The organism is Sandarakinorhabdus sp. FBCC-B8862, assembly GCF_059745315.1.
Map to the genome: position 1 here is coordinate 1,133,186 of NZ_CM185574.1, position 17,657 is coordinate 1,150,842.

Genomic DNA, 17,657 nt, shown 5'->3' on the forward strand with positions numbered 1-17,657 from the left:
GCGTGGCGGGAACATATCTGGGGAGGACAGGATGAACCGACTGGCAGGCAAGATTGTGCTGATCACCGGCGCCGCGCAGGGGCTGGGCGAGGCGATGGCCCGGCGCATGGCACAGGAAGGCGCGCGCCTGGTGCTGACCGATATCAACGAGGCCGGGGTGATGGCGGTGGCAGCCAGCATCGGCGATGCCGCCGTGGCCTGCCGCCATGATGTGACCAGCCCGGATGACTGGGCCGCCGCCATCGCCTTTGCCGAAGAAAAATGGGGCGGGTTCCATGTGCTGGTCAACAATGCCGGCATCGCGGGTGGATCCACCGTGGAGGCCACCGATTTCGACACCTGGAAGCGCGTGCATTCGATCGATCTGGACAGCGTGTTCCTGGGCTGCAAGCTGTCGTTGCCGGTGATGGCCCGCACTGTCCGCGAAACCGGGGTGCGCGGCAGCATCATCAACCTGTCCAGCATCGCCGGCGTGATCGCGGCGCACAATTCGGCCGCCTACAACAGCGCCAAGGCCGCGGTGCGCCACCTGACCAAATCGGTGGCGCTGCATTGCGCGAAGCAGCAATATCGCATCACCTGCAACAGCATCCACCCGGTGTTCATCGACACGCCGATCCTGGATGGCATCACCAGCGCGCTGGGCCGCGAGGCGGGCCTGGCCAAGCTGGGCCGCCAGATCCCGCTCGGCGCGGTGGGCGAGCCCGATGATATTGCCTGGGCCGCCGTCTATCTGGCCAGTGATGAGGCCAAGATGGTGACCGGCCATGGCCTTTATGTGGATGGCGGCATCAGCGCGATGTGAGCCAGGAGTAACCAAAAGGGGGATCACGGCCGGCGCCAGCGCGCCCATGGTTGCAACAACAAAGGGGGTCGCAATGAACATGATGCTGGCACGGGCGGCGCGGGGGGCGCTTGACGATCGGGCGGCGGTGGCCGGGCACAAGGTGCTGGCCGAACCGCAGGTGTGCTTTGCCCTGCCGGCGCCGGCGCTGCGGCCGCTCATCACCACCTATTATCGGGTCGTCGCCCCGGCCCCGCTGGAGGATTATCTGCACCCCGAATGGGGCAATATCCGCTTTTCCATCCGCGGCCGGTGGACGGTGACACGGCCGGGCAGCACGGACCCGACGCCGGAGCGCGCCAGCCTGTTCGGCCCGACCGACCGCACCGGCATGGTGCGCACGCCGGGCGATGCCGCCAGCGTGGGGATCGGCCTGACGGCGCTGGGCTGGGCACAGCTGATCGGCGAGCCGGCTGACCGCCATGCCAACCGGGTGTGCGATCTGGGCCATGTGTATGGGGCGGCAGCTGACCAGTTGTGGCAGCAATTGCAAACAGCGGACTGGTCCGCTTCGGTGGCGCTGCTCGATGGGTTTTTCACCGGCCGCGCGGCTGCCGCGCCGCCACCAGACCCGTTGATCGCCGTGGTGGAGGCCGCGCTGGTGGACGGCGAGATCGGCACTGCCCATGATTTCGCCGCCAGCCTGGGCCTGAACGAGCGCACCCTGGCGCGGCTGTGCCAGCGCGTGTTTGGCTTTGCGCCCAAGCGACTGCTGCGCCGCCAGCGTTTCCTGCGCACGCTGGCCGACATTGGCGACCGTCTGGACCAGCCGTTGGCGACGTTGCTGGACGGCAGTTACTTCGACCAGCCGCACTTCAACCGCGAGTTCAAGGCCTATATGGGCATGACGCCGCTGGCTTATTTCCACTCCCCGCGCCAGATGATGCGGCGGGCGGCGGCCGAGCGGCTGCGCACCATGGGAGCCATGGTGCAGGGCCTGCACCATGCCAAGGCAGGCTAGCTCATCAACCAGATGCCCAATGTGCGACCGAACGGCAGGGTGAACAGGCCGGCAATCAACAGGCTGCCAATCACCAGGCCACGGATTGTGCGTTCATGGCCGGCCCGATCATGGCGGCGGGCCCGCAGAACAGCCACAGGCACCATCACCGCCACAAACAGGCTGAGTGCGTGAATCGGCGAGATATCGCCGGCAAACACCCCACCCGATTGCCGGCTGCCGGCATTGAAAAACAGGCTCATCACTGCATTGCCCCACATCAGGCCGGCCCAGATCCGGCCGAGCTGGCGGTGCCGGGGCGTGCCCTTGCGCGCCAGCAGCATCGGCACGGTGATCATCATTACCAGGATCATGCTGGCCAGGTGGATCTGCACCAGCAGCGGGAGGCGGGAAAACCCCGCCCCGCCGCGCGCCACGGCCACCAGCACCACGGCCAGAAGGCCCGCATTGGCGAACGCCAGATTTCGGTTCGACAAGATGGCTGCCATATTTCCCCCCGGGCGGCTGCACCCCGGCCCAAGCTGGCGCGGTTGCCGATGGCTTGCAAGCCGTTTGCGGCCAGCGGTTTTACGCCGGCGCGCTTTTGCGATATGGGCCGCGCGATGACCGACATTGCCCCCCCGACTGCCGGCACTGCTGCTGGCGTGATGCCCATTCCCGGCCCGTCTGATCCGATGGTGGTGCCGCGCAAGGCGGCCAGCCGCCCCGACGGCAAGACTGATCTGGTCGGGCTGGACCGGCCGGCGATTGCCGCCGCGCTGGAAGCCATTGGGCTGGATGCCAAGACCGCCCGCATGCGCAGCCGCCAGCTGTGGCACTGGATCTATCACCGCGGGGCCACCGATTTTGCTGCCATGGCCAATATCGCCAAGGATCACCGCGCGCTGTTTGCGACCCATTTCGTGGTTGGCCGCCCGGAAGTGGTGACGGCGCAGGCCAGCAGCGATGGCACCCGCAAATGGCTGCTGCGCTTTGCCGATGGCGAGGAAGCCGAATGCGTTTTCATCCCCGATGCGACGCGCGGCACGCTGTGCGTGTCGAGCCAGGTTGGCTGCACGCTCAACTGCCGTTTCTGCCACACCGGCACGATGAAGCTGGTGCGCAACCTCACCCCGGCCGAGATCGTGGGCCAGGTGATGCTGGCGCGCGACGCGCTGGGCGAATGGCCGGGCGCCACCCCGGTGCCGATCGTGCGCCCGCTGGCCAACGATGTCGCCGATGATGACGATGATGATGTGTGGGTGCCTGGCGCCCACAATCCCGGCAACAATTACACGCCGGAAGGCCGCATGCTCACCAACATCGTGATGATGGGCATGGGCGAGCCGCTCTATAATTTCGACAATGTGAAGGCGGCGCTGCAGATCGTCATGGATGGCGAGGGGCTGGGCCTGTCCAAGCGGCGCATCACCCTGTCGACCAGCGGGGTGGTGCCGATGATGGTGCGCGCCGGCAACGAGATTGGCGTGAACCTGGCCGTGTCGCTGCACGCCGTCACCAAGGAAATCCGCGACGAGATCGTGCCGCTCAACCGCAAATATGGCATCGAGCAGCTGCTGGAGGCCTGCGCCGCCTATCCGGGCGCGAACAACGCGCGGCGGATCACGTTCGAGTATGTCATGCTGGCCGGCAAGAACGACAGCGACGATGATGCCCGCGAGCTGGTGCGCCTGATCCGCAAATATCGCCTGCCGGCCAAGGTGAACCTGATCCCGTTCAACCCCTGGCCGGGCAGCTTTTACGAATGTTCGTCGAACGAGCGGATCAAGGCCTTTTCAGACATCATCTTCAAGGCCGGCATTTCCGCCCCCGTGCGCACCCCGCGCGGGCGGGACATCATGGCCGCCTGCGGCCAGCTGAAATCCGCATCCGAAAAGATCAGTCGCGCCGAGCTGGACAAGCGGGCGGCGGAGAAGGAACTGGCCTGGACGCTGTAGCGCCCATGTTCAAGGCGCCGCGCCGGGCAGGACCTGCTCCGCCGTGCGCATATAATCCCGGCTGAGGGGCAGCGTGTCGCGACGCTTGGTCATTTGCACCTGCACATTCATGTGGCCATCATTGGCAAAGGCGCAGTGGGCGGCGGCCAGATAGAAGGTCCACATGCGATAGAAGCGGGCGTCATACAGCGCCTCGATCTCGGCCTGCCTTGCGACGCAGCGGTCATACCAGGCCTTCAGCGTGTGGGCATAATGCAGGCGCAGCACCTCGATATCGGTGATCCACAGCCAGGCCCGCTCGATCGCCGGGACAATCTGCGATAGCGCCGGCGAATAGCCGCCGGGGAAGATATATTTGGCTGTCCAGGGATCGGTGGCGCCCGGCCCGTCGGCGCGCGCGATGGTGTGGAGCAGCGCGACGCCATCATCGGTCAGCAGCCGCTCCACCGTTTCGAAGAACTGGCGGTAATGCGGCAGGCCGACATGTTCGAACATGCCGACCGAGACGATGCGATCAAATTGACCGGTGACGGCGCGATAATCGATCAGCTGGTAATCCACCCCGGTCAGCCCCTGGCGTGCGGCTTCGGCGCGGGCATATTTCAACTGCTCTTCCGACAGGGTGACGCCGGTGACATGGGCGCGCGAGACCTTGTGGAGATAGCGCGCCAAGCCGCCCCAGCCGCAGCCTATATCGAGCACGCGCTGGCCCGGCTTCAGATCCAGCTTGGCGGCGATATGGGCCAGCTTGGCCTCCTGCGCCGCCTCCAGCGTGGTGATGCTTGGGCCCCAATAGGCGCAGCTGTACTGCCGGTGCGGATCGAGGAAGAGATCATAGAGCCGGTCGTCCAGATCATAATGATGGGCGACATTGCGCTTTGACCGGCGCTCGAAGTTGATGCCATCCCACCAGGCTGCGAGGCGTGCCTGCCGCCACAGGGCGAACCTCACCTTGTTGCTGCGTTCCCAGCGCAGATTCCAGGTGACGAGATCGAGCAGGGCGAAGATGTCACCCGCCTCCAGCACCAGCCGTCCATCCATGAATGCCTCGCCCGCGCCCAGCGCCGGGTTCAGCGCAATGGCGCGGGCCGTGGCCTTGTCTGCCAGCCGGATGCGCACCGGCGCGCGGCCGGCCACCGGCACGCCATAGCGGCGTTCGCGGCCGGCGGGATCGATCACCACCAGTTCACCGGCCGACAGGAAGCGTTTGAAAAGCCGATCAAACAACCACATGCGGCCAAGGTGCCAGAGCCGGCGAACCGGTCAAGCCATGGCTTCGATAGCCGGAGGCTATGGCGCGACGGTCAGTCGGCGGCGCGCGCCACGCTGACCATCGCCGGGCGCAGCAGGCGGTCGCGGATGGTCCAGCCGCTGGCCAGTTCGGCGACCACGGTGCCGGCATCAAACTCGCTCGGCACCTCGATCATCGCCTGGTGGCGGTTGGGATCAAGCGGCTCGCCGCTGGTGATCTCGATGCGGGCGATGTTCTGGCGGCCAAAGATCGCCAGCAGTTCGCGCTCCGTCGCCTCGATGCCGGTGCGCACCTGGTCAAAGCCATCGGCCGGCAGGGCGGCGACGGCGCGGCGCAGATTGTCGGCCACGGCCAGCATCTCGCGGGCAAAGCCGGTGACGGCATATTGGATCGCCTCGGCCTTGTCGCGCTCCAGCCGGCGGCGGGTGTTTTCCACATCGGCCAGCGCGCGCATCACCCGGTCTTTCAGATCGGCGATTTCCTGATCCTTGGCCAGCAGCGCTTCGGCCAGATCAAGCTGGCTTTCGGGGGCATCGGCGGTCTCGCTGGTTTCGGGCTCGTCGTTGTTCTCGGTCACGTCGGTCATGATACCAATCTGCTCAGGGTTCGGGCGGTGTAATCCACCATGGGGATGACACGCGCATAGTTCAACCGGGTCGGCCCGATAACCCCCACAACGCCGATCACCTTGCCATCATTGCCGCGATAGGGTGCGGCGATCACGCTGGAGCCGGACAGCGAGAACAGCCGGCTTTCAGCGCCGATGAAGATGCGCGTTGCCTCGGCCCCGCGGGCGCCGTCGAGCAGGCGGATGAGTTCGGCCTTGTCTTCCAGATCGTCCAGCAATTGCCGCACCCGGTCCATGTCCATCTGGCCTTCGACCAGATTGGCCTGGCCGCGCACGATCAAGACCGGGCGCGCGGCGGCATCGGATGACCAGACGGCGAGCCCGGCCGACACCGCACTTTGGGTGAGGGCATCGAGCGCGGCGCGATCACGGGCAATTTCGGTGGAGAGCCGCTGGGCCGCTTCGCCCAGCGTCAGGCCGGCGAGCCGGGTGGTGATATAGTTGGCGGCGGCTTCCAGTGTGGTGGGCAGCACGCCGGGCGGCAGATCGAGAAGGCGGTTTTCGACACTGCCATCGGCGCCGACCAGCACCACCAGCGCGCGGGTGGGCGACAAGGGCACGAAGCTGACCTGGCGGATGATGAGCTCGCGCGCCGGCACCAGCACCAGGCCGGCACAATGGGACAGGCCCGATAGCGCGGCGGTGGTGCGGGCCAGCGCCTCCTCCATCGCCATGCCGGGGGCGAGGCCGGATTCGAGCTTGGCGCGGTCTTCGTCCGACACTTCGGCGGCCTGCATCATGCCATCGACGAACATCCTGAGACCCAGCTCCGTCGGCAGCCGCCCGGCCGACGTGTGCGGCGCGGCGAGCAGGCCCAGCTCCTCCAAGTCCTGCATGACGTTGCGGATGGACGCCGGCGACAGGCCGAGGCCGCCGCCCTTGGACAGGGTGCGGCTGCCCACCGGCGCGCCGGAGGCCAGATAGGCATCGACGATCTGGCGAAAAATCTCGCGCGCGCGGTCGTTCAGTTCGGTGAGCGACGGGGCCTGTTGCATGAGGGCAATTTATGCACAGCGCGGGTGCTGCGCAATGGGTGCTTCCCTTCCTTCGGCCCACGCCATATGGCCAGCTGCAACATTCAAACGAAAGGCAGTGTCCATGCGCCCCTCCGGCCGCACCCCCGATCAAATGCGATCGATCGAGATGATCCCCGGCTTTTCCGCCCATGCGGAAGGTTCCTGCCTGGTGAAATTCGGCCAGACCCATGTGCTGGTGACGGCCAGCGTGGAAGAGCGGGTGCCGCCCTGGCTGCGCGGCGGCGGCAAGGGCTGGGTGACAGCCGAATATGGCATGCTGCCCCGCGCCACCCACACCCGCGGCAGCCGGGAGGCCGCCAAGGGCAAGCAATCGGGCCGCACCCAGGAAATCCAGCGCCTGATCGGCCGCTCCCTGCGCGCCGTCACCGATCTCACCCTGCTGGGCGAGCGCCAGATCACGCTGGATTGCGATGTGATCCAGGCCGACGGCGGCACCCGCACGGCGGCGATCTCGGGCGCCTGGGTGGCGCTGCGGCTGGCCATCGACACCATCCACAAGGCGACGCCGCTGGCCGGTGATCCACTGGCAACGCAGGTCGCGGCGATCAGCTGCGGTGTCTACAACGGCACGCCGGTGCTGGATCTGGACTATGCCGAAGACAGCGCCGCCGGCACCGATGCCAATTTCGTGCTGACCAACAAGGCCGGCATCGTGGAAGTGCAGGGCACCGCCGAGGGCGAGCCGTTTGACGAGGAAACGCTGCTGCGCCTGCTCCGCCTCGCCCGCATCGGCTGCAACCAGGTGTTTGCGGCGCAGTTGCAGGCGGTGGGCCGGTGAGGCAGCTGGCGCCGGGCAAACTGGTGCTGGCCACGCACAACCCGGGCAAGGTGGTGGAACTGGCCGAACTGCTCGGGCCCCATGGGCTGGAGGTGGTTTCGGCCGGCAGCCTGGGCCTGGCCGAGCCGGACGAAACCGAGGACAGCTTCATCGGCAACGCCCGGCTGAAGGCGCTGGCCGCCGCCACCGCCAGCGGCCTGCCGGCGATTGCCGATGACAGCGGCCTTTGTGTCGATGGTCTGGGCGGCGCGCCCGGTATTTATTCGGCGCGCTGGGCCGGGCCCGGCAAGGATTTTGGCGTTGCGATGGCGCGGGTGAACGAGGAACTGGGCGACCAGCCCCGCAGCGCGCATTTCATCTGCGCGCTGTGCGTCGCCTGGCCCGATGGCCACAGCGAGGTGGTGGAAGGCCGGGTGGACGGCACGCTGGTGTGGCCGCCGCGCGGGAACAACGGCTTTGGCTATGACCCGATGTTCCTGATGGGCGGCCAGACGCAGACCTATGGCGAGATGACCCGGGCCGAAAAGGAAGCCGACAATCACCGGGCGCGGGCGTTCCGGCAGCTGGTGGCGTTGCTGCCGGCGCGCCGGGCCTGACCGGCCACCATGTCCAAACCCGCTCATGCCGAGCTTGTCGAGGCACGTCCCGCATCTGGTCAGTGCCTCGACAAGCTCGGCATGAGCGGATTGTGATGGTCGCAGGCATGGCCGCCCTCCCCCCCGTCGCGCTCTACGTCCACTGGCCGTTCTGCGTCACCAAATGCCCCTATTGCGATTTCAACAGCCACGTCCGCGAGTCCGTGGACCAGGCGGCATGGCGCGACGCGCTGCTGGCCGATCTGGCCTTCGAGGCCGCGCGCCTGCCCGGCCGGCAACTGGCCAGCATCTTCTTCGGCGGCGGCACCCCCAGCCTGATGCCGCCCGAAACCGTGGCCGCCATCATCGCGGCGGCGCAGCGGCACTGGCCGCCAACCGACGATCTGGAAATCACGCTGGAAGCCAATCCGTCCAGCGTGGAGGCGGCGCGTTTTGCCGGCTTTGCGGCGGCCGGGGTCAACCGCCTGTCGCTGGGCGTGCAGGCGCTGGATGATGCGGCGCTGAAGCTGCTCGGCCGGCCGCATGATCTGGCCGCTGCGCTCGCCGCGCTCGACGTGGCGCAATCGACCTTTGGCCGGGTGAGTTTCGACCTCATCTATGACCGGCCGGGGATGACGCGGGAGGCCTGGGCGGCCGAACTCACCCGCGCGCTCGGCTTTGGCACCACACACCTGTCGCTCTATCAACTGACGATCGAGCCGGGCACCCGCTTTGCCGCGCTGTTCGCGCGCGGCGAGTTGCTGATGCCCGATGAGGACACCAGCGCCGATCTGTTCGCCATCACCCAGGAGATGACGGCGGCGGCGGGCCTGCCGGCCTATGAAATTTCCAACCATGCAGCGCCCGGCCGCGAGAGCCGGCACAATCTCACCTATTGGCGCTATGGCGATTATGCCGGCATCGGGCCGGGCGCCCATGGCCGCCGGGCGGGCATTGCGACGCTGCGGCGCAAGAAGCCGGAAGCCTGGCTGGCCGGCGTGCGCGCGGCCGGGCATGGCATGGAGAGCGAGGCGGTGCTGACTGCGACGGAGCGAGCGACCGAGGCGCTGGTGATGGGCCTCAGGCTGGCCGAAGGGCTGGACGCCGCCCGCTTTGCGGCGCGCACCGGGGTGGCGCTGGCCAAAGCGGTGGACATGGCCGCCGCCCGCCGGCTGGCCAATCAGGGCCTGCTCGATGTCAATGACGCCGGCATCCGCCTGACCCGCGCCGGCTGGCCGCTGGCCAATGCCGTGCTGGCCCAGATTGCGCGCTAGACATCCTCCCCCATTGGGGGAGGTGCCCGCAGGGCGGAGGGGGCGGCAAGCACCGCGCTTGCAGGCCCCCTCCGCCTCCCTGCGGTCGGCACCTCCCCCACAGGGGGAGGATCTTGTGGGTCAGAAACTCGCCGGCGCCGGCGAGACGGTGCCGGTGCCGAGTTGGTCCACCTCCAGCCCGCGCTCGACGACGCCGCTGGCGGTAAAGCGGAAGGCGCCATCGATGCCGGAAAAGCCGTCGCGGGCGAGCAGGCTGGCGCGCGGGAAGGCCTGGCCATAGGGCCAGCGGGCCGCCAGCCCGTGCGCCAGCAGCACCGCGTCATAGCCCAAGGAGGCAAGACGCGAGGGGTTGCCGCCATGCTTGGCGCGATAACGGGCAGCGAGGCTGTTAAAGCGGGCATCGGGCACAGTGGCATAGAGCGCGCCCTTCAGCGCCGGCACGGCGGCGAGGCCGGGTTCGTTGTTCCACAATTCGGTGCCCAGGATCACCACCTGCCCCGGCCCGGCGCCAAAGCGCGACAGCGGCTGCAGGAAGCGTGCGGTGGCCGCGCCAGAATCAGCCACCAGCAGCGCCTGGAACGGGACCGGCGCCAGCGCGCCCGCCACCCGCGCCACCGTGCCATCGGGGCGGATCATCGGCTTGCCGCTGGCCCGCACCCGCGCATCATAATTGGTGACAAGGCGGGCGGCGGCCAGCAGCTTGGCCGGCTCGCGGGTATAGGGCACGACGGCGGTGGAGCGGCCGCCGGCATCATTGACCGCCTTCACAAAGCTCAGTTGCGCACGCTGGCCATAGACGCCCTGCGGCACCAGCGCGGCAAAGCGCTCCACACCGCGCATCCGGGCATAGCTGACCACGCGGGCAATCGCCTGGCCCGGCTGGAAGCCCAGCACGAACACATTGCCGCCGGCCACCGCCGCATCGTTGGAGAAGGACAGGATCGGCACCGGCCGGCCGGCCACCGCCGCCTGCACCGCCGGCACCTCGCTGCCCAGCAATGGCCCCAGGATGAGGCCGGCGCCATCGGCCATGGCCCGCGCCGCTGCCTCGCCGGCGCCGGCGGCGGTGTCATAGGTGACGAGCTGCACCTGCGGCTTGCCGAGATCGGCCATGGCCATGGCGGCGGCGTTGGCGATGGATTCGCCCAGCGCGGCATTGGCGCCCGACAGCGGCACCAGCAGCGCCACCTTGTTCAGCCGCGCCTCTGGCAGCGGCGCCGGCTTGGGCGCCACCACCGGCGGCGGCGGCGGGGCCACCACCGGAGCGGCCTTCTTGGGGGTGGAGCAGGCCGCCACCAGCAGGGCCAGGCCCAGGCTGGCGGCGCGCAAGGCTTGCCAGCCGCGCCGGTTCACGCTCTTGATGCTGTGGTGCACGATTCCAGTTCCCATCCGCCGGCTGATGCCAGCTTGCCTGCCGGCCTTTATATCGTGGCCACCCCGATCGGCAATCTGGGGGATATCAGCCCGCGCGCCCTGATGGTGCTGCGCTGCGCCAGCCGGATTGCCTGCGAAGATACGCGGGTGACGGGCAAGCTGCTCAACCATTTCGGCATCAAGGCGCGGCTGACGCCTTATCATGATCATGTCGCCGCGCATGTGCGACCCAGCCTGATCGCCGATGCCCTCGCCGGGCCGGTGGCGCTGGTATCAGATGCCGGCACGCCGCTGATTTCCGATCCGGGGTACAAGCTGGTGGCCGATGCGCGCGCCGCTGGCGTGAATGTGGTGACCGTGCCCGGCCCATCGGCCGTGATCGCGGCCCTGTCGATTTCCGGACTGCCCACCGATCGCTTCCTGTTTGCCGGCTTCCTGCCCGCCAAGGCCGGCGCCAGAGCCAGCGCCATTGCCGAGCTGGCTGCCGTGCCGGCCACACTGGCCTTTTACGAATCGGGGCCGCGGCTGGCGGCCTGCCTTTCCGATCTACTCGCCGGGCTGGGCAACCGGCCGGCGGCGGTCGGGCGCGAACTGACCAAGAGGTTCGAGGAGATGGTGACCGGCGATCTGGCCGAACTGGCCGCCCGCTGGGTCGATGCGCCGCCCAAGGGCGAGCTGGTGGTGCTGGTCGGCCCGCCGCTGCCAGCCGCCGCGCCGGAGGCTGCCGATATTGATTCGGCGCTGCGCACCGCGCTGGCCAGCCTGAGCGTCAAGGACGCCGCCCGCCAGGTGGCCGAAGCGCTGGGCCTGCCGCGCAGCGATGTCTATGCCCGGGCCCTGGCCATCCGCCATGGCTGATCGCCGGGCGCGCGAGCGTTGGGGCCGGCGTGCCGAACAGATTGCCGCCATCTGGTTGATTGCCAAAGGCTATCGCCTGCTGGCCCGGCGCGTGCAGACGCCGGGTGGCGAGATTGATCTGGTGATGCGCACCGCCGACACGCTGGTGTTTGTGGAGGTGAAGGCGCGGGCCACGCTCGACTCCGCGCTGGCGGCGTTGCATCCTGCGGCGCAGCGGCGGTGCCAGGCGGCGGCGCGCTGGCTCAGCCCCCGATTCGGCTGGCCGGGCGCCGCGATTCGGCATGATGCGGTGCTGATCCGGCCGTGGGCCCTGCCCCGGCACCTGATCGGCATCTGGCGGGACGAGTGATGATGGAACTGGCCACAATCGGGCTGATGGATGATGCCGATATCGATCTGATCGAAGCCGGCATCGCCTTGTCGCTGGCGGATCGGCCGCGCGCCGATGCGCCGCGCCTGCGCCGGCTGGTTCAGGGCTGGGCGATCAGCCTGCAGCGCGAGTCGGCGCCGGCCACCGGCCAGGGCCGCGCCCTGCGCCTGGCTGGCCTGATCGCTGGCGAGGCCGGCCTGTCGGGCGACACCCAGGATTATGAGAATCCGTTGAACGCCGATCTGGTGGCGGTGGCCGAGCGGGGGCGCGGCCTGCCGATCAGCCTGTCGATCCTCTATGTCGCGTTGTGCCGGCGGGTGGGCTGGCGGGCCGAGGCGCTGGCCCTGCCCGGCCATGTGCTGGTGGCGGTGCATGGCGGCGGATCGGCGGCGCTGATCGATCCCTTTGATCATGGCGCCACGGTGTCGTCGGCGCGGGCCGCCGATATCGCCCGCAGCGGCGGCAGCAGCGACATTGCCGGCCGCTTTCCGCCGATGAGCAACCGGCAGATGCTGGTGCGGCTGATTTCTAACCAGGCCAGCCGGGCACGGCTGTCGGGCCAGGTGCTGCGCGCGCTGACCCTGTATGAACGCATGACGATGATCGCGCCCCGCCTGTCTGCCCTGTGGTGGGAACGGGCGCAGCTGGAACAGCGCATCGGCCGCATGGCCGCCGCCCGCGCCAGCCTGACCGCGATGCTGGAAACCACCCATGATCCGGCGATGATCCAGCGCATCCGCGCCATGCTCGCCGCCCTCGCCCGTTCCGACAGCTGACAGAAAGCAACAGCCATGACCTTGCGTGTCGCGGTTCAGATGGACCCGATCGAAACCATCAACATCGGTGGTGATTCGACCTTTGCCCTGATGCTGGAAGCCCAGGCGCGCGGCGCCACGCTGGTGCATTATCTGGCCGGCGATCTTTCGGCCGAAAACGGCCGGGTGCGGGCCAAGGCGCGGCCGTTGAAGGTGATCAACCAGCCGGGCGCCCATTTCGAGTGGCTGGGGGAGGCACGCACCGTCGATCTGGCGGAAGAGGCGGATGTGGTGCTGATGCGCCAGGATCCGCCGTTCGACATGGGCTATATCACCGCCACCCATTTGCTGGAGCAGATCCAGGATCGGGTGCTGGTGGTGAACGACCCGGCCGAGGTGCGCAACGCCCCGGAAAAACTGTTCGTGCTGCGCTTTCCCGATCTGATGCCGCCGACACTGGTGACCAAAAGCCTTGCGGAGGCGATGGATTTCCGCGCCCGCCACGGCGCCATCGTGGTCAAGCCGCTTTATGGCAATGCCGGCACCGCGGTGTTCCTGATCGATGAGAAGGACGGCAATCTGCCCGCGCTGGTGGAATTGTTCGGCAGCGTCTGGCGCGAACCCTTCATGGTGCAGGCCTTTTTGCCCAGCGTGGCCGAGGGCGACAAGCGCATCGTGCTGGTGGACGGCGAGCCGGCCGGTGGAATCAACCGCTTGCCGAAAAAGGGCGAAATCCGCTCCAACCTCGCCGCCGGCGGCAGCGCCCAGCCCACCGAACTGACTCCGCGCGAACAGGAAATCTGTGCCCGGCTGGGGCCGGAGCTGAAACGGCGCGGGCTGATCTTTGTCGGCATCGATGTGATCGGCGGCCATCTCACCGAAATCAACGTCACCTCCCCCACCGGCATCCGCGCCATCGACCGGTTCAATGGGACCAACACCCCGGCGCGCATCTGGGATGCGATTAAGGCGCGGCTCGACGCGCGCAGTTCCGGCAGGAGCCATTGAGATGAAGCGTTTGCACGTGCATGTCGGCGTCACCGATCTGGCTGAATCCATCGCCTTTTATTCGGCCCTGTTCGGCAGCCCACCCACGCTGGTGCGCGATGATTATGCCAAGTGGATGCTGGATGATCCGCGCGTGAATTTTGCCATCAGCCACGGCCATGCCGCGCCGGGCATCGAGCATCTGGGCATCCAGGCCGAAACGCCCGAAGAACTGGCCGAGGTGACCGGACGGCTGAACGCGGCCGCGCGCCCCGTGCTGGCCGAGGGCGAAACCACCTGCTGTTACGCCCGGTCTGAAAAAAGCTGGACCAGCGATCCGCAAGGCGTGGTGTGGGAAGCGTTCCACACCATGGAACAGGCCCGCACCTATGGCAGCAGCCCGGCGCTGGATGCGCTGGCGGCCATGGCCCCCAATCCCGGCGGCGGCGGGTGCTGCTGAGCGGCGATCAATCGCCTTTCTTTGCGGTCTTTTTCGGCGGCTTGGCCGGCAGGCCGGCAACGCGTTCCCAATTGCCCAGGCCGCAGCCGCCGAAATTCACCCCACCCATGGTGAAATCCACCACCTGAACAATGTCACCACGGCATTGGCTGCCAATGGGGCTGCTGTGCACCAGCGCCCGGCGCGGGGCCAAGGCCGGGCACATCATGCTGTTCTTCCACCAGCTGCCGTCGCGCAGCCGGGCATAATAATGATCGTCGATGCCGATCTCGCTCTGCTGAATGTTGCGGGTGATCAGGCAATCCTGCACGGCGGGCTTGGCCGGTGGCTCGTCGGCAACAGCCGCCGTGGCAATTGCCGCGACCAGCGCGGCGGGGAAAAGCGCGGTTCTGATCATGGCCATATCCGTGTCACACGCCCCCTTTATCGCGGCTGAACATGCTCAGCCGCGGAAATTGTCCTTCGCGGCGCGGCGGCGGGCGAGTTCGTCCACACTGCCGGCCCGCACGAACGGGTTGGTTGCCGCCTCCATCGCCAGGCTGAACGGCACGGTGGGTTCACCGCGCGCGCGCAGCCGGTCCACCGCCTCCACCCGTTTCAGCAGGGCCTCGTTCTCCGGCTCCACTGTCACGGCAAAGCGGGCGTTGGATTGCGTATATTCGTGCGCGCAATAGACCAGCGTGCGCGGCGGCAGCGCCATGAACTTGGCCAGCGCGCTGTGCATCTGTGCGGCCGTGCCTTCAAACAGCCGCCCGCAGCCCATGGCAAATAGCGTGTCCCCACAGAACAGGGCGCCATCAAAGGCATAGGCATTGTGGCCGGCGGTGTGCGCCGGGCAATCGATCACCCGGCCAACATGGTTGCCGATGCGCACCTCGTCGCCTTCCGCCACGGCGCGGCTGATATGCGGGATTTTCTCGGCTTCGCCCTTCGGCCCGGTGACGATGGCACCCGTGGCGGCCACGATATCGCTGTTGCCGCCCACATGATCGGGGTGCCAGTGGGTGTTCAATATCTGGGTGATCTTCCAGCCGCGCGCTGTCGCCACTTCCAGCACCGGGCCGGCGACGGCCGGATCAATCACCGCCGTTTCCCCGGTGTCCGTATCATGCGCGAGCCAGACATAATTGTCGCTCAGCACCGGCACACCAATCACGTCCAGCATGTCACCAGCTCCCGATATTGGGCATCGAAGCCCAGGGTTCGGCCGGGGCCAGGGCGGGCCCGGCCTGCAGCAGTTCGACCGAAATTCCATCCGGCGATTTCACAAAGGCCATGCGGCCATCGCGCGGCGGCCGGTTGATCACCACCCCGCCATCCATCAGGCGCTGGCAGCTTTCATAGATATTTTCAACGGCATAGGCGACATGGCCGAAATTGCGCCCGCCGGTGTAGCCGGCCTCGTCCCAATTGTGGGTCAGCTCGATCTGGGCGCTTTCATCGCCAGGGGCCGCGAGGAAGATCAGGCTGAAACGCCCGGCCTCATTGTCGTACCGGCGCAGTTCCTTCAGGCCAAGCAGCTCGAAAAAGCGCAGGGTTTCGGCCACATCCGACACGCGGATCATGGTGTGGAGATATTTCATTTCAGCACCCTGCCCTCATAGGCTTCAAACAGCGCCACCACCGCATCCGGCACCGGGGTTGGCCGGCCGCGCGGTTCATCGACATGCACCGAAACCTCGATGCCGCTGGCGCGCAGATCCTCGCCGCCTTCGCCATGGATTTCAAACGCGAAGGTGAGGGAGGTGCGGCCGATCTTCTCGCAACGCACGCCGATGGCCATCATCTCGTCGAGCAGCACGGGGGCATGATAGGTCACCTCCGCCTTGACCACATGCAGTTCGGGCGCGCCCTTCAGCTGCGGTTCGGGATAAAGGCCGACGGCGCGGAAATATTCGGTGATGCCGATATCGAAATATTCCAGATAGCGGCTGTTGAACACCACGGCCTGCGCGTCCACCTCGGCATAGCGGGCGCGCTGGTGCCACATGAATTTGAAATCAGACCGGGCCATCAGCGCGGTGTAGCAGGTGACACATCACCCGTCAGGGGTTTTTCCGGCAGTTCGGGCGCGATGCGGCCCAGTGCCGCCGTTGCCGCGGCCCCGGCCGGCGTGCCCAGCCCGTCGGCCGCCGCCGCCTCCCACGCCTGGCGCGCCAGCTTGGTGTCGCCTTTGGCCGCCGCCAGATTGCCGGCCTCCAGCTCGACATCGGCCGATTGCGGCGCCAGATCGGCGGCCTTCACCAGCGCGGTTTCGGCGGTGGCCAGATCGCCGCTGCGCCGCGCCAGCGTTGCCTTCAACAGCCAGGGCATGAAGAATTCCGGCGACAATTCGGTGGCGCGGGTGAGATCGGCCATGGCCGGGGCGGCCTGGCCCAGTTCCACCTGCACCTCGGCCCGGAAGGTGAGCAGATCCGCCTCGGCCCGGGGCGACAGCTCGCTGCCGGCCGGCCGCGCCAGGGCGCGGGTGAGGAAGCGCAGGGCATCGGCCGGCTTGCCGGCGATCATCGCGGCTTCGGCGGCTTGGCGCCAGAGCGGCACCGTCTGCGGATCATGGGCATCCTCGCTGGCGATGCCGGCCGCTTCATAGCTTTGCAGCGCCGCTTCGTGGTGGCCGGCGCGCATCTGGGCGACAGCCAGGCAATGCCGCGCCGCCACGCCGCCGCCCTCCAGCCGCCAGCCGTGGGCCATCTGCAGCGCGCGGGCCGGGTCCTTGCCCGCCAGCTGGATGCAGGCGGCATAGCGGGTCGGGTCAGACGGGGCCGCCAGCGCCGGGGCGGCAACAACAAGGCCCACAAGCAACAGATGTTTCACAACAAGTCCTGCACAGTGGCGATCAGCATGGCGATATCGGTTTCGCGCGACAGGCGATGATCGCCATCCTTGATGAGCCGCACCTGAACATCGCCTCCAGTGATGCGCGCCGCGATGTCGAGCGACAGGCGCCAGGGCACCGCATCATCGGCCATGCCATGCAGCAGCCGCACCGGCGCGGTGATGCCGATCTGGCCATCGAGCAGCAGCCGGGCCGGCGCATCGGCGATCAGCGCGCGCGAATAACGATAGGGTTCGCCATAATCGGACGGGCGGGTGAAATAGCCCTGGCTTTCGAACTGCCGCCGCTCCGCCTCCCCCACCGTCAGGCCCCAGACGGTGAAATCCGGTGCCGCCGCAATGCCCACCAGCCCGGCCAGCCGGTCCTGCAGCGCCAGCCCGGCCAGCAGCGCGATCCAGCCGCCCATGGAGGAGCCGACCAGCACGACCTTGCCCCGCGGCCAGACATGATCGATCAGCGCCAGCGCATCATCCGTCCAGCGGCCGATGCTGCCATCCAGGAAATCGCCGCCGCTGGCCCCGCAGCCGGAATAATCCAGCCGCAGCATGGCCCGGCCTTCCCCGCGCGCCCAATCGGCCAGCGCCACCGCCTTCGATCCGGTCATGTCGCTCATGTAACCGGGCAGGAAGACGATCAGCGGGCCGGTGCCAGGCACGAAACGATGCGCCAGCGGGGCGCCCAGGCGGGAAAAATTGTCGGGACCGGTCATGCCGCAAGGGCATAGGCCAAGC

Annotated in this window: 22 protein-coding genes; 11 read left to right on the forward strand and 11 right to left on the reverse strand. The window is 67.8% G+C overall.

All coding sequences use genetic code 11. The annotated features are described in order from the left end of the window. The first annotated feature begins 31 nt into the window (after positions 1-31). Together AC6BOR_RS05485 and AC6BOR_RS05490 are read left to right on the forward strand one after the other, a co-directional pair. A complete protein-coding gene (locus tag AC6BOR_RS05485) occupies positions 32-805 on the forward strand; it encodes an SDR family oxidoreductase (protein ID WP_498060187.1) in 774 nt (257 codons plus the stop codon). 73 nt (positions 806-878) lie between these two features. After that, positions 879-1,805, forward strand: coding sequence for an AraC family transcriptional regulator (locus AC6BOR_RS05490; protein ID WP_498060188.1), 927 nt, complete (start codon positions 879-881; stop codon positions 1,803-1,805). Here AC6BOR_RS05490 and AC6BOR_RS05495 read toward each other — a convergent pair. Further along, the gene (locus AC6BOR_RS05495) at positions 1,802-2,293 is read right to left on the reverse strand and encodes a DUF2306 domain-containing protein (RefSeq protein ID WP_498060189.1); all 492 of its coding nucleotides are present in this window, start codon (positions 2,291-2,293) and stop codon (positions 1,802-1,804) included. The two genes, AC6BOR_RS05490 and AC6BOR_RS05495, sit on opposite strands and share 4 nt — an antisense overlap. A gap of 114 nt (positions 2,294-2,407) precedes the next feature. Between AC6BOR_RS05495 and rlmN the strand changes: the two genes are divergently transcribed. After that, on the forward strand, positions 2,408-3,742 hold the full coding sequence (gene rlmN, locus AC6BOR_RS05500) for a 23S rRNA (adenine(2503)-C(2))-methyltransferase RlmN (RefSeq protein WP_498060190.1): 1,335 nt from the start codon (positions 2,408-2,410) through the stop codon (positions 3,740-3,742). Between the two features lie 9 nt (positions 3,743-3,751). On the opposite strand, the gene AC6BOR_RS05505 is transcribed toward rlmN, so the two are convergent. From AC6BOR_RS05505 to hrcA, 3 genes are all read right to left on the reverse strand, one after another. Further along, positions 3,752-4,975, reverse strand: coding sequence for a class I SAM-dependent methyltransferase (locus tag AC6BOR_RS05505; protein ID WP_498060191.1), 1,224 nt, complete (start codon positions 4,973-4,975; stop codon positions 3,752-3,754). Positions 4,976-5,046: 71 nt separating this feature from the next. Further along, positions 5,047-5,580: a nucleotide exchange factor GrpE gene (locus AC6BOR_RS05510; protein WP_498060192.1), complete on the reverse strand. Its 534-nt coding sequence runs from the start codon at positions 5,578-5,580 to the stop codon at positions 5,047-5,049. After that, complete coding sequence (hrcA, locus tag AC6BOR_RS05515; protein ID WP_498060193.1) at positions 5,577-6,617, reverse strand: heat-inducible transcriptional repressor HrcA; 1,041 nt, start codon at positions 6,615-6,617, stop codon at positions 5,577-5,579. Before hrcA ends, AC6BOR_RS05510 begins: the two co-directional genes overlap by 4 nt. Before the next feature lie 103 nt (positions 6,618-6,720). On the opposite strand from hrcA, the gene rph reads away from it, so the two are divergent. The 3 genes from rph (at position 6,721) to hemW (ending at position 9,286) form a co-directional block, all read left to right on the forward strand. Further along, the gene (gene rph / locus AC6BOR_RS05520; protein ID WP_086116037.1) at positions 6,721-7,437 is read left to right on the forward strand and encodes a ribonuclease PH; all 717 of its coding nucleotides are present in this window, start codon (positions 6,721-6,723) and stop codon (positions 7,435-7,437) included. Positions 7,438-7,442: 5 nt separating this feature from the next. Continuing rightward, positions 7,443-8,033, forward strand: a complete 591-nt coding sequence (gene rdgB / locus AC6BOR_RS05525) for an RdgB/HAM1 family non-canonical purine NTP pyrophosphatase (RefSeq protein ID WP_498060614.1) — start codon at positions 7,443-7,445, stop codon at positions 8,031-8,033. Between the two features lie 107 nt (positions 8,034-8,140). Further along, positions 8,141-9,286: a radical SAM family heme chaperone HemW gene (hemW, locus tag AC6BOR_RS05530; protein ID WP_498060194.1), complete on the forward strand. Its 1,146-nt coding sequence runs from the start codon at positions 8,141-8,143 to the stop codon at positions 9,284-9,286. Between the two features lie 120 nt (positions 9,287-9,406). Here hemW and AC6BOR_RS05535 read toward each other — a convergent pair whose 3' ends face one another. Then, positions 9,407-10,660 (reverse strand): penicillin-binding protein activator, encoded by a 1,254-nt coding sequence (locus AC6BOR_RS05535; RefSeq protein WP_498060195.1) that lies wholly within the window; start codon positions 10,658-10,660, stop codon positions 9,407-9,409. Between AC6BOR_RS05535 and rsmI the strand changes: the two genes are divergently transcribed. From rsmI to AC6BOR_RS05560, 5 genes are read left to right on the forward strand one after another with little or no spacing between them, the layout of a single operon-like run. Further along, positions 10,655-11,518 (forward strand): 16S rRNA (cytidine(1402)-2'-O)-methyltransferase, encoded by an 864-nt coding sequence (rsmI, locus tag AC6BOR_RS05540; RefSeq protein ID WP_498060196.1) that lies wholly within the window; start codon positions 10,655-10,657, stop codon positions 11,516-11,518. The genes AC6BOR_RS05535 and rsmI overlap by 6 nt on opposite strands. After that, complete coding sequence (locus AC6BOR_RS05545) at positions 11,511-11,867, forward strand: YraN family protein (protein WP_498060197.1); 357 nt, start codon at positions 11,511-11,513, stop codon at positions 11,865-11,867. The genes rsmI and AC6BOR_RS05545 overlap by 8 nt, the downstream gene beginning before the upstream one ends. Further along, positions 11,867-12,664: a transglutaminase family protein gene (locus AC6BOR_RS05550; protein WP_498060198.1), complete on the forward strand. Its 798-nt coding sequence runs from the start codon at positions 11,867-11,869 to the stop codon at positions 12,662-12,664. Before AC6BOR_RS05545 ends, AC6BOR_RS05550 begins: the two co-directional genes overlap by 1 nt. A 15-nt stretch (positions 12,665-12,679) precedes the next feature. Further along, positions 12,680-13,651, forward strand: a complete 972-nt coding sequence (gene gshB, locus AC6BOR_RS05555; RefSeq protein ID WP_498060199.1) for a glutathione synthase — start codon at positions 12,680-12,682, stop codon at positions 13,649-13,651. Position 13,652: 1 nt separating this feature from the next. Beyond that, on the forward strand, positions 13,653-14,090 hold the full coding sequence (locus tag AC6BOR_RS05560) for an ArsI/CadI family heavy metal resistance metalloenzyme (protein ID WP_498060200.1): 438 nt from the start codon (positions 13,653-13,655) through the stop codon (positions 14,088-14,090). Positions 14,091-14,097: 7 nt separating this feature from the next. Here the strand turns inward: AC6BOR_RS05560 and AC6BOR_RS05565 are convergent, their stop codons facing one another. From AC6BOR_RS05565 to AC6BOR_RS05590, 6 genes are read right to left on the reverse strand one after another with little or no spacing between them, the layout of a single operon-like run. After that, positions 14,098-14,493 carry a hypothetical protein gene (locus AC6BOR_RS05565; protein ID WP_498060201.1) on the reverse strand — a complete coding sequence of 132 codons (396 nt, stop codon included), beginning with the start codon at positions 14,491-14,493 and terminating at the stop codon, positions 14,098-14,100. 39 nt (positions 14,494-14,532) lie between these two features. After that, positions 14,533-15,255, reverse strand: coding sequence for a hydroxyacylglutathione hydrolase (gene gloB / locus AC6BOR_RS05570; RefSeq protein WP_498060202.1), 723 nt, complete (start codon positions 15,253-15,255; stop codon positions 14,533-14,535). A 1-nt stretch (position 15,256) separates the two neighbouring features. Beyond that, on the reverse strand, positions 15,257-15,673 hold the full coding sequence (locus AC6BOR_RS05575; protein WP_498060203.1) for a VOC family protein: 417 nt from the start codon (positions 15,671-15,673) through the stop codon (positions 15,257-15,259). Further along, positions 15,670-16,104: an acyl-CoA thioesterase gene (locus AC6BOR_RS05580; RefSeq protein ID WP_498060204.1), complete on the reverse strand. Its 435-nt coding sequence runs from the start codon at positions 16,102-16,104 to the stop codon at positions 15,670-15,672. The genes AC6BOR_RS05575 and AC6BOR_RS05580 overlap by 4 nt, the downstream gene beginning before the upstream one ends. Continuing rightward, the gene (locus AC6BOR_RS05585) at positions 16,104-16,904 is read right to left on the reverse strand and encodes a hypothetical protein (protein ID WP_498060205.1); all 801 of its coding nucleotides are present in this window, start codon (positions 16,902-16,904) and stop codon (positions 16,104-16,106) included. The genes AC6BOR_RS05580 and AC6BOR_RS05585 overlap by 1 nt, the downstream gene beginning before the upstream one ends. Next, on the reverse strand, positions 16,901-17,635 hold the full coding sequence (locus AC6BOR_RS05590) for an alpha/beta hydrolase (RefSeq protein ID WP_498060206.1): 735 nt from the start codon (positions 17,633-17,635) through the stop codon (positions 16,901-16,903). The genes AC6BOR_RS05585 and AC6BOR_RS05590 overlap by 4 nt, the downstream gene beginning before the upstream one ends. Positions 17,636-17,657 lie beyond the last annotated feature (22 nt).

Coding starts and splice junctions, on each gene's coding strand:
- hrcA (WP_498060193.1), bottom strand. CDS start 6,617: ATGCAACAGGCCCCGTCGCTCACCGAACTGAACGACCGCGCGCGCGAG.
- AC6BOR_RS05560 (WP_498060200.1), top strand. CDS start 13,653: ATGAAGCGTTTGCACGTGCATGTCGGCGTCACCGATCTGGCTGAATCC.
- AC6BOR_RS05575 (WP_498060203.1), bottom strand. CDS start 15,673: ATGAAATATCTCCACACCATGATCCGCGTGTCGGATGTGGCCGAAACC.
- AC6BOR_RS05495 (WP_498060189.1), bottom strand. CDS start 2,293: ATGGCAGCCATCTTGTCGAACCGAAATCTGGCGTTCGCCAATGCGGGC.
- gshB (WP_498060199.1), top strand. CDS start 12,680: ATGACCTTGCGTGTCGCGGTTCAGATGGACCCGATCGAAACCATCAAC.
- AC6BOR_RS05565 (WP_498060201.1), bottom strand. CDS start 14,493: ATGGCCATGATCAGAACCGCGCTTTTCCCCGCCGCGCTGGTCGCGGCA.
- AC6BOR_RS05590 (WP_498060206.1), bottom strand. CDS start 17,635: ATGACCGGTCCCGACAATTTTTCCCGCCTGGGCGCCCCGCTGGCGCAT.
- AC6BOR_RS05545 (WP_498060197.1), top strand. CDS start 11,511: ATGGCTGATCGCCGGGCGCGCGAGCGTTGGGGCCGGCGTGCCGAACAG.
- rph (WP_086116037.1), top strand. CDS start 6,721: ATGCGCCCCTCCGGCCGCACCCCCGATCAAATGCGATCGATCGAGATG.
- AC6BOR_RS05505 (WP_498060191.1), bottom strand. CDS start 4,975: ATGTGGTTGTTTGATCGGCTTTTCAAACGCTTCCTGTCGGCCGGTGAA.
- AC6BOR_RS05580 (WP_498060204.1), bottom strand. CDS start 16,104: ATGGCCCGGTCTGATTTCAAATTCATGTGGCACCAGCGCGCCCGCTAT.
- gloB (WP_498060202.1), bottom strand. CDS start 15,255: ATGCTGGACGTGATTGGTGTGCCGGTGCTGAGCGACAATTATGTCTGG.
- AC6BOR_RS05490 (WP_498060188.1), top strand. CDS start 879: ATGAACATGATGCTGGCACGGGCGGCGCGGGGGGCGCTTGACGATCGG.
- hemW (WP_498060194.1), top strand. CDS start 8,141: ATGGCCGCCCTCCCCCCCGTCGCGCTCTACGTCCACTGGCCGTTCTGC.
- AC6BOR_RS05550 (WP_498060198.1), top strand. CDS start 11,867: ATGATGGAACTGGCCACAATCGGGCTGATGGATGATGCCGATATCGAT.
- rlmN (WP_498060190.1), top strand. CDS start 2,408: ATGACCGACATTGCCCCCCCGACTGCCGGCACTGCTGCTGGCGTGATG.
- AC6BOR_RS05485 (WP_498060187.1), top strand. CDS start 32: ATGAACCGACTGGCAGGCAAGATTGTGCTGATCACCGGCGCCGCGCAG.
- AC6BOR_RS05510 (WP_498060192.1), bottom strand. CDS start 5,580: ATGACCGACGTGACCGAGAACAACGACGAGCCCGAAACCAGCGAGACC.